Origin of the sequence: Pyxidicoccus sp. MSG2, from assembly GCF_026626705.1 — a bacterium.
In the GTDB taxonomy this organism is placed as follows: domain Bacteria; phylum Myxococcota; class Myxococcia; order Myxococcales; family Myxococcaceae; genus Myxococcus.
In genome coordinates this window covers 2342946-2357095 of the sequence record NZ_JAPNKC010000001.1, presented here as the reverse complement: position 1 = coordinate 2357095, position 14150 = coordinate 2342946, and the positions used below count along the sequence as shown (strand labels likewise).

At 69.1% G+C, this 14150-nt stretch carries 13 protein-coding genes; 4 read left to right on the top strand and 9 right to left on the bottom strand.

The window, feature by feature from the left end:
- Positions 1-201: 201 nt before the first annotated feature.
- Positions 202-1230 (bottom strand): hypothetical protein, encoded by a 1029-nt coding sequence (locus tag OV427_RS08370; protein WP_267855585.1) that lies wholly within the window; start codon positions 1228-1230, stop codon positions 202-204.
- A gap of 131 nt (positions 1231-1361) precedes the next feature.
- Between OV427_RS08370 and OV427_RS08365 the strand changes: the two genes are divergently transcribed.
- Complete coding sequence (locus OV427_RS08365) at positions 1362-2297, top strand: bestrophin family protein (RefSeq protein ID WP_267855584.1); 936 nt, start codon at positions 1362-1364, stop codon at positions 2295-2297.
- 44 nt (positions 2298-2341) lie between these two features.
- On the opposite strand, the gene OV427_RS08360 is transcribed toward OV427_RS08365, so the two are convergent.
- The 8 genes from OV427_RS08360 to OV427_RS08325 all read right to left on the bottom strand — a co-directional run bounded on the left by OV427_RS08360 (position 2342) and on the right by OV427_RS08325 (position 10886).
- Entirely contained in the window at positions 2342-3439 is a 1098-nt protein-coding gene (locus OV427_RS08360) for a hypothetical protein (protein ID WP_267855583.1), read from the bottom strand.
- The gene (locus OV427_RS08355) at positions 3436-4269 is read right to left on the bottom strand and encodes a FecR domain-containing protein (RefSeq protein WP_267855582.1); all 834 of its coding nucleotides are present in this window, start codon (positions 4267-4269) and stop codon (positions 3436-3438) included. Before OV427_RS08355 ends, OV427_RS08360 begins: the two co-directional genes overlap by 4 nt.
- Before the next feature lie 239 nt (positions 4270-4508).
- A complete protein-coding gene (locus tag OV427_RS08350) occupies positions 4509-5048 on the bottom strand; it encodes an RNA polymerase sigma factor (protein WP_267855581.1) in 540 nt (179 codons plus the stop codon).
- A 185-nt stretch (positions 5049-5233) separates the two neighbouring features.
- Positions 5234-5905: a hypothetical protein gene (locus tag OV427_RS08345; protein ID WP_267855580.1), complete on the bottom strand. Its 672-nt coding sequence runs from the start codon at positions 5903-5905 to the stop codon at positions 5234-5236.
- 152 nt (positions 5906-6057) lie between these two features.
- Positions 6058-6357, bottom strand: coding sequence for a hypothetical protein (locus tag OV427_RS08340; protein WP_267855579.1), 300 nt, complete (start codon positions 6355-6357; stop codon positions 6058-6060).
- 239 nt (positions 6358-6596) lie between these two features.
- Positions 6597-7640 carry a hypothetical protein gene (locus OV427_RS08335; protein ID WP_267855578.1) on the bottom strand — a complete coding sequence of 348 codons (1044 nt, stop codon included), beginning with the start codon at positions 7638-7640 and terminating at the stop codon, positions 6597-6599.
- Between the two features lie 105 nt (positions 7641-7745).
- Entirely contained in the window at positions 7746-8696 is a 951-nt protein-coding gene (locus OV427_RS08330) for a right-handed parallel beta-helix repeat-containing protein (RefSeq protein ID WP_267855577.1), read from the bottom strand.
- A gap of 168 nt (positions 8697-8864) precedes the next feature.
- Entirely contained in the window at positions 8865-10886 is a 2022-nt protein-coding gene (locus OV427_RS08325; RefSeq protein WP_267855576.1) for a PAS domain-containing protein, read from the bottom strand.
- A 238-nt stretch (positions 10887-11124) separates the two neighbouring features.
- Between OV427_RS08325 and OV427_RS08320 the strand changes: the two genes are divergently transcribed.
- The 3 genes from OV427_RS08320 (at position 11125) to OV427_RS08310 (ending at position 14049) form a co-directional block, all read left to right on the top strand.
- Complete coding sequence (locus OV427_RS08320; protein ID WP_267855575.1) at positions 11125-11724, top strand: hypothetical protein; 600 nt, start codon at positions 11125-11127, stop codon at positions 11722-11724.
- Positions 11725-12074: 350 nt separating this feature from the next.
- Positions 12075-12707, top strand: a complete 633-nt coding sequence (locus OV427_RS08315; RefSeq protein ID WP_267855574.1) for a hypothetical protein — start codon at positions 12075-12077, stop codon at positions 12705-12707.
- Between the two features lie 205 nt (positions 12708-12912).
- Positions 12913-14049 (top strand): nucleoside hydrolase, encoded by a 1137-nt coding sequence (locus tag OV427_RS08310; RefSeq protein WP_267855573.1) that lies wholly within the window; start codon positions 12913-12915, stop codon positions 14047-14049.
- The last annotated feature ends 101 nt before the right edge of the window (positions 14050-14150 follow it).

Here is a 14150-nt window from a genome sequence, read left to right as displayed (position 1 = left end):
GACCGGCGGGATGTCGGACGAGCAAGAAGACCGCTCTGGCGCGCGACCTCGAAGAGCCGCGTCCCAGGACGCACGGTTCAGGCGCCAACTATAGCCAGACCCGCCGCCGCTCGGGTAGGGCCCAAGCTCCGCGCCGATGGCCTCCATGCCGCCAGACTTCTGGCGCTACCGCTAGAGCGTCTGCTCGGTGATGCCATGGCCCTACCGGGCAGGCTTTGCCACGGGGCTCTCGGTAGCCGCGGCTTGCTTCGGGGGAAGGGGCGCTTGGGGAGGCGCCTTCTTCTCGTCCGCCAGGCCCGCGACCCGCTTCACGACGCCGAGGAAGAACGGCTCGGAGAAGCCCGCGAGGAAACCGAAGACGGTGTGGTGCTGCCAGGTGAAGGATTCCACGTCCAGGTTCCCCACCTGGATGAGACCACTCGTCAGCACGGCGAAGAGCAACATCGCGGCGGTCGCGCCAACGAAGGGCTGCGCGGTCAGCACGGGCCAGAAGGCACGGAGCTGCCGGATGCCCATGACTTCGTCCCGCAGTGAATAGACACCGCCGAGGACCGACCCCAGGGCTCCGGCCGCCATCGCCGTCAGGAGGAGGGTGTTCACGGGGCCGGAAAAGGGCTTCCCCGCCCAGACCGTCATCGCGCCCGCCAGACCGAGCACCACGCCGAGCACGACCGTCACCGCGAAGTAGTAGTTCGCGCGGAGCTGTTCATTCGCGCGGTCATGTCGCCAGGAGTCCATCCGCTGCTGGTAGAGCGAGGCGAGCCGGTCCACGACCACTGCCCGCCATTTCGGGGAGAAGGCTTCACCCGTCTTTTCGGCAGCCGCACGCTGCTCGCGGAGTTCCTTCAGCTCCGCTTCGCCGTCGAGCAGCGAAAGCAGGTGCGCGTCCGGCGCGAAGTAGAGCAAGGCGATCTTCAAATCCTCGGCGGCATCCCAGGCCGCGTCGCGGCCCAGCGTGTCGGTGATGCGCTGGAGGACGGAGATGACAGCGTGGACCGGCGGTGGCGGACTGGCCCCGGCGGCTCCGAGCTCCAGATACACGCGGAGCTCGACGAGGCGAGAGGAGATCCGCGAGAACGCCTTCACGAGCTCCGGGTCCTTCCTCTTGATCCACGGCACCTTCCAGGGATTCGCGAGGAAGGCGTTCACCGTCTCCTCCGTCTCCTGAAGCTTCCGGACCAGGTCGTTCGCGTTGCCGGACGAGGACTGCGCAGCGGGGATTGGCTCCATGGCAAGCCTCCGACAATCAGACAATCTACGAGCATAGGTCAGATGGGAGCCTTCACGGACCGCGACTCCTGGACACACGCTCGCACGGCGCCCTTGCGACTGGCGTGAATCTGGAGGACGAGGGGCCGGTCGTGATTGTCCGTCCCCGCCCTGGCTCCCTCCGTCTCCTGTTCGTCGTGCGTGGCACCATCCTGCCGCGCGTGCTGCCCCACGTGCTGGGCATCGCGGTGCTCTCCTGCCTTGTCGTGTGGACGCTCAAGCAGGGCCACCTGCGGCTCTCGGTCACCTCGCCCGCGCCCCTGTCCCTGCTGGGCATCGCGCTCTCCATCTTCCTCGGGTTCAGGAACAACGCCTGTTACGACCGCTGGTGGGAGGCCCGGAAGCAGTGGGGAGCGCTGCTCATCGAGCTGCGCGCCTTCTCACACGCGGCCATCGCGCTGCTGGATGACGGGCGCGCCGAGTTGCCCGTGGCGGGGCGGCAGGCGGCGCGGCGGCTCGTGCACCGCAACATCGCGTTCGCGCATGCGCTCGCGGCGCACCTGCGGGGACACGACGCCCGGGAGGACCTTTCCCGCTACGTCCCGGAGCCGGAGCGCTCACGCGTGCTGACCAGCGGAAATCGGCCGAGCGCGCTGCTGCGAGAGCACGAAGTCGAGCTGGCCGCGCTGCTGCGGGAGGGCCGGCTCTCGGACATCACGTGGAGCGCGTTGAGCGAGCGGGTGCACGCCCTGATGAGCGTGTTCACCGCCTGCGAGCGCATCCGCTCCACCCCGGTACCCTTCACGTACACGGTGCTCCTCCACCGCACCGCGTACCTCTTCTGCCTGCTGCTCCCGTTCGGTATCGCCGAGGCGCTGGGCTGGTTCACGCCGGTGCTCGCGGCGATGATTGCCTACACCTTCTTCGGGCTGGACCGGCTGAGCGATGAATTGGAGGAGCCCTTCGGGGATGCCCCCAACGACCTGCCCCTGCTCGCGCTCGCCCGCACCGCGGAAATCAACCTGCTGGAGGCGCTGGGCGAGCCCCAGCCCGAGCCGCTGCGTCCCCGGAACTTCATCCTCGAGTAGGGGCCGCTCGAAGGAAGCACACCTTCGTGGAGCGCCTCGTGGCGTCAGAAGACATCGACTTCGAGGCCGGCGAGCACGCTCGCCCCGAAAGACGGGTAGACGAAGGCCGTCGTCCTGTCGAGCTCGGCGCGAGAGCCGAATGGGTGCCACGCTCCCTGGACTCCGAGCACCGCCGTGGCGCGCGCGAGCCTGAGCCGTGTCTCCACCCCCAACAGCCCACCGACGCTTTCGGCCTCGAGGGTGTCGAAGTCCGGCACCGGGCGATCCACCGCGAGGAAGACGAGCTCCGCCCCACCGCCAATCCACAGCGGCAGGCTCCCGAGCTGCGCCGCGAACAATGCCGACCCGCTGGTCGTATGCAGGCGGACGCGGAGCGGACCGCTGTCGTCGATGGTTGGAACGGTGGCGGCCAGCGAGAGCCGCACATCGAGGCCGCGCACCAGCTCCGCGCGAGCACCGAGCGCTGCCCCGGCCATGACCAGGTGCGTGCTGGGAAAGGAGTGCACCAGCCCGCGAGCGCCAAACGAGAGCCAGGACCGCGGAGCGGGAGAGGGTGCTGTCACTTCAAGCCGCGGCACCTCGATGGGCGCTGGCGCGGGAGCAGGGGGAAGTGGCATCCGCTCGATGGGAACGGGTTCGACGGGAGCAGGCCCGACGGGGAGCGCCGCTGTCTGGACCGGCCCGTCGCACGCCGACTGCGCGGCGCTCGCCTTCGCCGAGGCGACCGGCTCCGCTGCTCTTCGTGGCGCGCCCACCGGAGCCTTCCTCGGCACGGGACGCGGGGGCTCCCCGAGCTGGGTGAGGAGGTCCTGCCCTTCGAGGGCGATTGCCCGTGCGAGCTCGACCGTGGAAGCGCCAGCGACGTGCTCGAGGTGGCGGCTCGCGCGCAGGGTTCCCAGCTCCGCCTGGATGCTGACACCGCCTTCCGCGTCCAGCTCCACGCGCAGCCGCTGGCAGGGTGGGTCACACTTCCCGCCCTCGCCCATGATCGCCACCGAAGTACCTTGCGCCAGCAGCGCACTCGCCACCGCTCGAGACAGCTCCGGGTGGGGCTCGCCCCGGGCACCGGCCGCGGAGACGGTCACCGTTGCCGCCAGGGCGTCGCACGCCAGCATCCACATCAGCACCGCGAGCCATCTCATCGCGTCGGTCCCGCGCCTCTGTCCCGCGCAAGCGTCGAGTGCACCCCGTGCGGAAAGCGTCGCTGATACTCCTGCCATGCGGCTGCCGCGGCGCCTGGAAGACCGCTGCGCTCGAGCAGGATGGCGCGCTCGGCCGCCGCGTTGTCCGCCCATAGCGGTGCCTGCTCGTCCGGAACGAGGCTCAGCGCCCGTTCGTACTCTTCGAGTGCGGCGCCTTTCTCTCCCGTCGCGGCCAACACCAGCGCCCGGCGTGCTCGCGCCTGTCCCTCCAGCTCCGGCGGCAGCCCCGATTCCAGGGATTGCTCCAACGTGTGCAGTGCCTTGTCCCACTCTCCGCGGGCGAGGAGCTCTTCCGCGCGCAGCCAGAGCCCACGCTGGAACAGAGCCGCCGAAGGCACCTCCAGGCTGTCGCCGGCCGTCAGCAGCTCCGGCGCACGCGCGGCGCCGAGCGGCTGCACCTCGACCCGGCCCTCACTGACCGCGATGCGGGTCATGTCCCGGCTCGTGCTCACCGTGAATCGCGTCCCATGCACCAACACGTGTGCATGGGCCGTCTCGACGGCGAAGCTGGCGCCCGGGGTGAGCTTGCGAACTTCAAAGCGTGCACTGCCTGCCTCGAGCCGGACGCGCTCGGCCGGGCCCGCTTCCACGAGCCGGAGCTCCCCGGGTCTGTCCACCCAGATGGATGCACCACCAGGGGTCGCTCCCGCCGAGACCGCCGCGGCGGTGGTGACCAGCGCGTCCCCGGGAGCCGCGAGCCGATGAATGGCGCTGCCGTGAAACATCCGCTCGGCGGCAATGGCAATCAGCGCCGTCGCGGTCAAGGCCACGAGGGGGCGCACGGCCCGCCGCGCCCGCCGCCGCCAGCGCTCTGCTCGCACGCCGGCACGCGCCGCGTCGAACAGGGCGGGTGAGAACGCAGGGGGGATGGAGGGCGCAGGCGTCTCACGAAGGAGCTCGAGGGCCCCGTCCGCGCGCTGGAGCAGATCCTGGCATCGAGCACAGCTCGCAATGTGCTCCTGTGCCGAGGCCGGCGACGTGTCCAGGAGCCCGAGTGCCTCTTCGCATGTCATCCGCGAGACCCTCGATGTCTGGAGCCGCTCATGCCGTCCCGGCCCAGCAGCCTACCGAGGGCGATCCGGCCCCGGAAGATGCGTGAGAGGATGGTTCCTCTGGGTGCGGAGGTCATGTCGGAGATCTCCTGCGCGGTGAACCCCTCCGCGGTCAGCAACAGCGCGAGGCGCGTCTCATCCGGCAGCGAGGCGAGCAGCTTCTCGATGCGCGTGGCCTCCTGCGCTCTCGCCAGGGAGTCGTCCGGTAGGGGAACGCTGGCCTCGGTGGGTGGCTCCAGGTTCCGTTCGCTCTGCTCTCGCCGGGCCTCTGCGCGCAGCGCATTCTGTGCCCGGCGGAGCGCGATGGTGGTGAGCCAGGTGGAGAGCTGGGCCTCGCCGCGAAAGCTCCCGATGTGACGAAATGCCGTCACGAAGCTCTCCTGGAGGACCTCCTCCGCGAGCGCCGCGCGCCCCAGGTAACGCTTGAGCAGGCGCAGGAGGTTGGGTGCGAGCGCTTCGTATGCTTCGCGGAACGCGGTCTCGTCTCCTGCCTGCATCCGGGAGGAGAGCGCTCGCTCATATGCTGTGCCTGGCAGGTAATGGACCTTCGGTCTGTCAGCCACTACGGCTCCTTCCCCCGCCCTGCTGATGCAGGGCGGGGGAACGGACGGGGGGCGCGGCGATTCCCGGAGGGGAGGGAGCCGCGATGGGCGCCGGGCAGCCTTCGCTGCCGCCCTCCTGCTCAATCGATGCCGTCGTCTTCCTTCGCGCTCTCCTCATCGAGGGACTTCACCAGGTCGACCTTTGCGGTCTCGCTGACGGTCACCGCCTGGCCGAGCACCTGGAGCGTCACGGTGCCGTTGCCGGTGCGCTCGACCGCCTGCAGCGTGCCCCTGAGCGCGGAGTGGGCCGCGCGCGAGCCCTTCACGCTCGATGCGACGAAGGTGCCGTCCGGGTTGACGGAGCCGACGAAGCGGACCGCCGCGCTGTCAGCAGGCAGCGCCTGCGCCTGGATCTTCATCCCGAGCGCCTCGAACGAGCCGGCCGACAGCTCGCGAACGCCCGAGCGCGGCGCGAGGACTTCGCCTGCCGAGGAGGAGGTCAGGTCACTCGAGATACCGCTGGTGGGGCCGTCGTCGTTGGTCTCACCGTCGCCGTCGCCGTCAGGCCCTTCCTGGTCGTCGTTGGTCTCACCGTCGCCGTCGCCATCAGGCCCTTCCTGGTCGTCGTTGGTCTCGGCGTCGTCGTCCGTCGAGTCACTCGTGATGGCCTGAGCCGATTTCCCGTCGGCGCTCAGGGTGAGCGCGACGCGGTCGCCTGCCTTGAGCTGTCCTGCCTCCGTGCGCGCGCCGCCCGCGCAACCGACAGCGCCCAGGACGGCGGCCACGACCACTGCGAAAGACTTCGACTTCATGTGATTTCTCCCGAGATTGAGCTGGAATCCGGCCATCGGTTCCAGCCTCTTGGACACCACTCGGGGCGGCCTGATTGCGTCCTCGGCCGTCAGCCGCAGCGGCCACCGCGCGGTTGGAGCGCTCGGAGTGCCGCGGGCGAGACCTGACGGCTTCAGTCCTTGTCCTCTTCATCCTCGTGCTCCGAGAGCACCGTGCCGTCCGCCTTCAGCTTCAGCTCCATCTCCTTGCCGTCGGCGGTCTTCACGGTGGCTTCGTAGCCACCATGCTCGGCCTCCGCCTCCGTGACGGTGGCGCCCGGATAGCGCGCGGCGATGGCGTCCTTCACCGCTTTCGGCAGCTCGACCGGGGCCCGCTTCTCGTGGGCCTCGCCCTTCTCCTTCCCCGGTTCTTTCGAGAGCGCAGCGGTACCGGGCAGGAGCGACAACAGCGTGATGATGACAGCGCGTTTCATCCACTTCCTCCAACGTGAGCCGTTCATCGGCCTGGGGAGAAGCCTACGCGCCGTCCATGATGGTTTCCTGAGATGCAGATGAGAAGGTGATGAGAGCCGCCGTGCCGTCGCCGAGCAACCTCGCAGGCGAGCGTCAGGTCCGGCTCCGCCGTTCCTCCCGTCGATGCGGCGCTGAAAAGACAAAGGCCCGGGGCCGCTGTGCGCGACCACCGGGCCTTCCTCATCGCTTCAGGACGCCGTTACTTGGTGGGATTGTCCACGCCGTTGCTGGTCCAGGTGTAGCGCTGAATCCAGTCGCCGCCGACGCCCAGGCCCGTCTCACGCTTGCGGTCCTGGACGAGCGCCGGAGGCAGGCCCTTCTCCTGGAAGGTCGCCGGCACGCGGGTGCCCGACTCGAAGTGCGAGTTGTTGACCACCTCGTACGTGAGGTTCGGCTTGCCGGTCTTCTCGTCGATGCCGGTGCACTTCACCTCGGTGCGGTACGAGCCGATGAACCACTCCAGCGACGTGTACTTCTCCTTGCTGGCCTCGGCGGTGCCCGGGCCCGTGAAGCGATACAGGGCCTTGTCGTTCTGCTCCGCGGTGGCGTTCTTGGGAGGGAACACGTCGCCCGGCTTCGGGTTCGGGTACAGCTTGAAGAACTCTTCCGTCACCTGCTGCTGGTGCGGCCGGCCGGCCAGGTCCTCCGTGTACGCGTTGTCGCGGACGGTGACGCGGTCGGTGCCGTCCGCGGTCTTGTCCCACGTGCCCAGGTCCTTCGGCTTCTCCTCGAGCAGCCACGTGCCCCACAGCTTGGGCCAGTCACCCTGCAGCTTCTGGCCCGTCACCGGGTCCGTGGTGCGGGTGATGCCCTCGAGGTCCACCTTGCCCAGCGTCTTCAGGCTCTCCGTGAGCGAGGAGTTCTTGCCGGTGAGCAGCTCGGACGTCTTGGCCAGCGCGTCCACGCCGCCCTCGGCGGCCTTCACGAGCTGATTCGCCGCGCCGTCCGGCAGGAGCTTCGTCGCGCCGTCGTACGCGAGCCGCAGGCCCGTCTGGAACGTGTCGCGGGCCAGGTCCTTCGGGTCGGTGACCGCCTTCTTCAGCGCGTCCGTCACCGGGTTGTGCTTCACCACCTCGAAGGTGTCCTTCGTGGTGTCGACGACGGTGTTCTTCACGTCCTTCGCCGTGTCGACGACGGTGTTCTTCACGTCCTTCGCCGTGCCGACGACCGCGTCCTTCGCGTCCTTCACGGTGTTGGTCACCGTCTTCTTCACGTCGCTGAAGCTGGGGATCTTGAAACCCATGGGGGCCCTCAGGGGGTAAGGGGGCGATTCCCTACATGGTAGTTATCGGACCCACGGGTCAATTGTTTCCTTGAAAGTGAGATTGGGAGCAGCTCCCGCCTGATTTCAGGGGGTTGGCGCGGAAGGAGTGCTTTCGGTGGGGAACTCGGGCCGCTCGGCCACGTGCAGCCCGCTCCCGTTGCCCCGCCAGGTATTGCCCTGCACGTCGAGCGTCCGCGCCCGGGCCTCCAGCCCCGTGCCGTTGTCGACGAGCCACGAGTCGCGCAGCACGAGGCCCAACGGCTTCCAGGCCGGCTCCTCCGCGGGGCCGAAGGCGCCGTTGTTCGAGAAGACGGTGCTGACGAATCGCGCCTCGCCGCAGGAGCCGTAGCCGAACTCGCCGAGCGGCACCCAGCCTACGACTTCATTCCGGAAGAGCAGGCTCGCCCGGACGGTGACGCTGCCGAAGGGGCACCAGAAGACGAGCGCGTTGGCGTGGAAGGTCGAGCGGTCCACCTCGACGGTATGGAAGTTCGCGGCGAAGGCGAGCCTGTTCCCGCTGAAGAGCGACGAGCGCACCCGGAAGGTGCCGGTGCCCGCGTCCTGCTCACTGCCCAGCCCCGTGCGGTTCTGGAGCAGGGTGCAGTCCGTGAGGGTGATGGCTGTCGCGCTGCCGTAGCGGTTGAAGACGGCGTGCCCGTTGTCACTGAAGGTGAGCCGGGACAGCCGCACGTCCTGGCCGGAGTCGACGATGTAGCCCCAGGTGAAGCCCCGGATGGTGCCGTTGCGCACCGTACTGTCGGCCTCGACCCGGATGCCCTCCGACAACCCCGTATCCGGACCGGAGCGGCGCACGGTGTGTCCTCCCAGGTCGAGGACGACGCCCGCGCCGGTGATTCGGAGCGCGGGGCCATTCGTGCCCGGACACGCGAGGTCGTGGGTGAGCCGCGTGTCGCGGGTGAGGGTGTCGCCGCACCGGAGGCGGCGACTCGCGTCCGCTGCTCCTCCGTCCGCTCGCGCGGCCAGCAGCACCGCCATGCCCAGGGCGACGGCGGCGACATCCGATGCACGACGCATGTGCCTTCCCCCTACGAGCGTCCCCGCCCCGTGCCGTGGAGGCTAGGCATGGAGTCTCCGCCAACTCACCTCGCCGTCGGTGTCAGCCCGCTGCCCGAGCGTTGACAGTCCCGAGGTGCACCGACGTCACGGACAGGGGAGGGAAGCGGTCCTGCGTCACGCCTCGAGTCACTGCCGGCCTGTAGGTCGTGCACGGGCCGGGGCCTGCTCCACGAGGGGCAGGGAGAAGTGGAAGGTGGAGCCGCGCTCCACCCCGCTCTCCACCCAGATGCGTCCGCCGTGACGCTCGATGATGTCGCGACAGATGTAGAGCCCCAGGCCCAGTCCACCGAAGCCGGAGATGGGCGCATTGCGCGCGCGGAAGAAGCGCTCGAAGAGATGCGCCTGCTGGTCCTCGGGAATTCCAATGCCCTCGTCCTGCACGGAGACGAGGGCCTCGCCTCCCTCGCGCCGCGCCGTGACGCGGACCGGACCGCCGGTGGGGCTGTACTTGAAGGCGTTCTCCACCAGGTTGGTCAGCACCTGCGCGAGCCGGCCGCGGTCTCCCATGATGACGAGGGACTCGCCGGGCTCCTCGAACTCGAGTGAGTGGAGGGTGCCGACGACGCGGAAGTCCGAGAGGACCTCCCGGATGAGCTCCCGCAGGGAGATGGGCTCGCTCGACAGCTCCAGCCTTCCGGCCTGGATGCGCGAGGTGTCCAGCAAATCATTGACCAGCACCGACAGCCGGGCGACCTGGGTGAGCGCCTTGTCCACGTGGTGCGGTGCCACGGGGCGTCCGGCGCCGGCCTGTCCCTTCATCATCTGCAGATGGAGTCGGAGCGGTGTCAGCGGCGTCTTCAGTTCGTGGGCGGCGATGGACAGGAAGTCGTCCCGGACGCGGATGGCCTCCTGGGCCTCGCGCAGCAGGCGCTCGCGGTCGGCCTGGGCGCGGCGCTCCTCCGTCACCTCCACCACCACCGCTCCGACGCCCAGGATGGCGCCGCTCTCCGTCCGCACGGGGTAGTAGCTGACCAGCCAGTGTCGCGGCTCGCCCGGCGTGGCGGGCACCTCTCCCGTCATGGCGATTCCGATGATGGGGGTGCCCGTCTCCAGGACCTGGCGCATGAGGGGCTCGATGTGGGGCGCCATGTGCGGCGTCATCTCGCGGATGGTCTTCCCGATTTCCTCCTCCCGGCGCCGGCCATGGAGCGCGGCCAGCGCGTCGTTGATGCGCAGGTAGCGCAGGTCCCGCCCGAGGAAGCCCAGGCCGATGGGCGCATGGTTGAGGAAGGTGTCGAGCACGGCGAAAGACTCTTCCAGCCGCTCGCGCGCGTGGTGCTCGGCGGCGAGCAGTCGCGCCTGCTCCGCCTGGGCATGGCGCTCGGCCGTCACGTCCCGGTAGCTCCAGATGCGGCCGATGATGGTGTCTCCCACGCGCTGCGGAATCGACCTGCGCTCGAGCACCCGGCCATCCCGCAGCTCGACGATGTCGTGGTCCTCATCGAGGGAAGGGATGAACCTCCGCTGGATGAGCGTGACGAACCGCTCGGGGTCCTTGACCAGCGGGGCCGCGCTCGCGAGTGCCTTCTCGGCGCTCGGCTCCTTCAACATCTCGTCCGTGAGGCCCCATATCTCCTGGAACCGCTTGTTGAAGGCGGTGATGTTCCTCTCCAGGTCCACCACGACGACGCCGTCGGTGATGGAGTCGAATGTGGCGTGCAGCAGCGACGTCTTCTGCTCGAGGTGCTCCCTCGCCTTGCGCTCCTCGGCAATCTCCGCCTGGCAGAGGCGCTGCTCCGACGCGGGCTTCGGCTTCGGGGGCTCGACGGTCCGGAGGCGGGCGCAGGCTCCCAGTTGCGCGCCGTCCTCTCCGAAGACGGGCACCACGATGGCGCTCAGGCGCTGCTCCCGCCCGCCGCCTTCGCACAGCCCCTCCGTGCCGTCGAGGGCCGCGTCGAGCGCCTGCTCGAGCCAGGGAAGGTCGCGGAGCACCTCTTCCATGTGGTGGCCGACGGGAGCGTCGCCCCGCCACCCGGCGGCGCCGGCCATCACCGGGTCTATCCAGACAATCCGCCCGTGGCCGTCCACGACCAGCGTGGCATGCAGGCTCGCTCCCACCTGGAGCAGCAGCTCGTACTGGGAGGCACTGGAGGTGGGGACAGCCCGCGAGCGAGCGAGGCTCTCTCCTCCCGGTGGCCCAGCGCTCATGTCACGATTCGCCACGGCCACCTCCCTCCGGAGCCACGAGACGGCCCGCCCGAGAGGAAACATGCGGAGTGCCGGAGCCGCGTGAAAGGGTCTGCTCGCGCGAGGGCTCCGGCCCCTGGCCGCGTCGGGCGTTGCCTGGGGCAGGGACACCATGGGTTGCTCGATTCGGATAAAACACGTAAAACAAGACAAGCTAGATTGTTCTCCGCCCGTTCAGCCACGCACCCAGGAGGCCCCGATGAAGCGCTCGAACACGTGGATGATGGTCTGTGGACTCACCCTGGTCATGGGCTGTGGAGGGCCGCCTGAAGACCTGTCGACGGATGCGCCCGAAGTCCGGGAGGACGCGCTGTTTTCGCAGACCATCCTCCGGGAGCTGCCGGATGGGACGATGTCGCAGGAGACGACGTTCATCACCCGCGAGGAGCAGCTCGCCCAGATCGAGGCGCGCGACGCGATCATCCGGAGTCTCGGGACGCGCGTCACCCAGCAGGACCTGGATGACCTGCTCGTCGACAGCGGCTGTGCGGGCTCCAGCCTCTGGCTCTTCGACGAGACGTCCCTTCAAGGCAACCAGCTCTGTCTCTACAAGCAGGTCGGGGCGGACCAGGGGTGGCTGAGCCTGGGGACGATCATCCGGAAGTTCTCCAGCCCCTTCTTCCTGACCTGGGCGAACGCCGTCCGGAGCCTCTATTCGGGCGTCCATCCCGGCGCCTTGCAGTCCTGCACCGCGACCTCCTGCAGCGCCACCATCTACCAGACCTTCAATGCCTATCAGCGGCTCAACACCATCTCCTATGCGACGCAGCTGAACTGGGCCTACCTCTATACCCCCTGAAGGATGGTGGAGCTCCCGGTGGCCCACCCGGGCCACCGGGCCGGTACGAATCCGCGAGACGGCGGCCGGGGACGGGCCCTCATGGAGATACGGTGACGTTCAACGAGGGGGATGATGCCGACATGCAGTTCACCGGGAGCGACCGGGGCGACCTCAACTACTCGGACCACCGGGCCATGAGCGCGCGCATCCATTACTGACCTGCTGGCCGAAGTCCCGGTCCAGGGGCGAAGGCGAGGTGGCGGAAACGCCGTTCGCGCATGTGCAGCCGGGTGCACACCCGGCCTCGCGGGGCTCAGTCGTTCCATGGGGTTGCCCATGGCACGCTTCGTGACTGCGCCGTGGGCACCATGAATCCGCACGTCTCTCGTGTCGTCGTCGCCGCCGGTCTGCTCACCACCCCTGTGTTGGCCATGGCCCGGGAGGAGGCTCCGGGTGAGGAGACCCCCACGACATCCGCACCGTCCGCATCGAGCCGCCCGCGCGGTGCGCTCGCCATGGGGATGCGCGGCCATTCGCTCTCGGTCGCCGCCGCCCCGCCCGAAGCGCCGGTCTTCTCCGTGGACCTCGAGCACCCGCTGATGCCGCACGTCACGGTCTTCGGCGGCTTCCATCTGGGCCTGGGCATGGATGCCGTGGGCCTCCAGGCGGGCAGCCGTCTCTACGTCGGTGCCCGGCCGTACCAGGGCCTCTTCCTGTCGCTCCAGGCGGATGCCACATACTTCGAGCGGAACGAGCAGACGAGTGGCTACCGGAAGTCGGTTGGGGGACTCCTGGGCTACTCGCAGACGCTCGGCGAGAAGTGGCTCGTGTCGCTCGGCGCGGGCGCGGACCTCAGCCAGACGCGAAGTGAGACCGGGGTTCCGCCCACCCCGGAGTGCATCCTCTTCACGCCGTGTCTGGTGGCCACGCGCGAAACGCATGTCGAGGAGCAGGACGCGGTGCAGCCTCTCGTCCGGCTCGCGGCGGTCTACAGGTTCTGAGCGATTCGGGGGCGTCCGCTCGTCAACGGCAGCTACGGACGGGCAGCTCGCCGGGCAATGCCTGTCGTCCCTTCGAGGACGTGCTCCTCCTCCTCGAAGGCCGCTGATTTCCCGTTGGCACATGCACACCTACCGGCGTGGGTCACGCCGAGCGGTGGCCGCGCGGAGCGCCCGCTCGTCGCGTCATCGACCCGGGAGGCCGCGCATGAATCGTCAGCCCGTCACATCCAGGAGCTGGGGCGTCCGCTGGGGGGCCGCGTGGGTGGCGGCGGCATTCCTCGCGCTCGCCGGCTGTGCGCGGGAGGACGCACCTGGCGACGACACTCCGTCGGGGCGGGACGTCCACGCGGACACCCTGCGGCCTCCGGTGATTTTCGACAACGACATGGACTTCGACGACGCCGCCGCACTGGCGCACCTGGCCCGGCTCCACAAGGCCGGGCAGATCGATTTGCGGCTGGTGACCGTCACCAGCGCGGGCGCGGGTCTCCCGGGGCGTGCCATCCGTCACACGCGCTGCCTGCTCGAACAGTGGGGGCTCGGCGACGTGCCCGTCGCGGACAGCCGTCGCGTGGGCGTCAACGCCTTCCCCGACGTATTGCGCCTGACCTTCGAGCAGGTGCTGACCGACGTGACACCGGGCTGCACCGCGAGCGAGGAGCCCTCCACGATGCCCGCCGAGCAGGCCCTCATCAACGCACTCGTCGAGTCGGAGCGGCCCGTCACGCTCATCGCCACGGGGCCGCTGACCAACGTCGCCGGGGCCATCGAGCTCCGCGCAGCGCAGGGTGGCGACTCGCTGGCCCCGAGAGTCTCTCACGTGTTCGTGGTGGGCGGTGCCCTCCGGGTGCCCGGTGGACTGTGCTGCGGCCTGGAGACGACGTTCGACCAGACGCAGACGTTCAATCCCTGGGCGGACCCGGCCGCGGCGCAGGCCACGCTCGACCACTTCCTGTTGACCGACATCGTCATGGTCGGCGCCGACGCCTCCAACCACGTACCCATCCGCGCGGATTACATCGCGCGGCTCGATGCCGGGGCCACCACGCCCGAAGCCCAGTTCGTCCGCGACCTGGTGAACCACCCCGTCATTACTTCCGCGGTGACCTCCGGCCTGCCCATCTTCTGGTGGGACCCGTTGGCCACGGTCGCCGCCACGACGCTGGACGTCGTCGACTACGAGCTCGTGCGCATCGCCATCGTCCAGAGCGGTCCGTCCTCCGGACGCACGCTGGAGGTCGGCGCGCATCAGGGCGGCCGGCTGGTCCGGTTCGGAATCTCCGCCAACCAGGCGCTTTTCGAGGACTCGTTCCTCAACGGGCTGAACATGCCGATTCCCTGAGGACCTCGGGGGCGGAGTGGGAGCGATTGTTGCGCGGTGACGTGCATTTCCCATGAGGGGAATCGGCGGGGACTACCGTTAGAGCCCTCACAGCCCCTGGG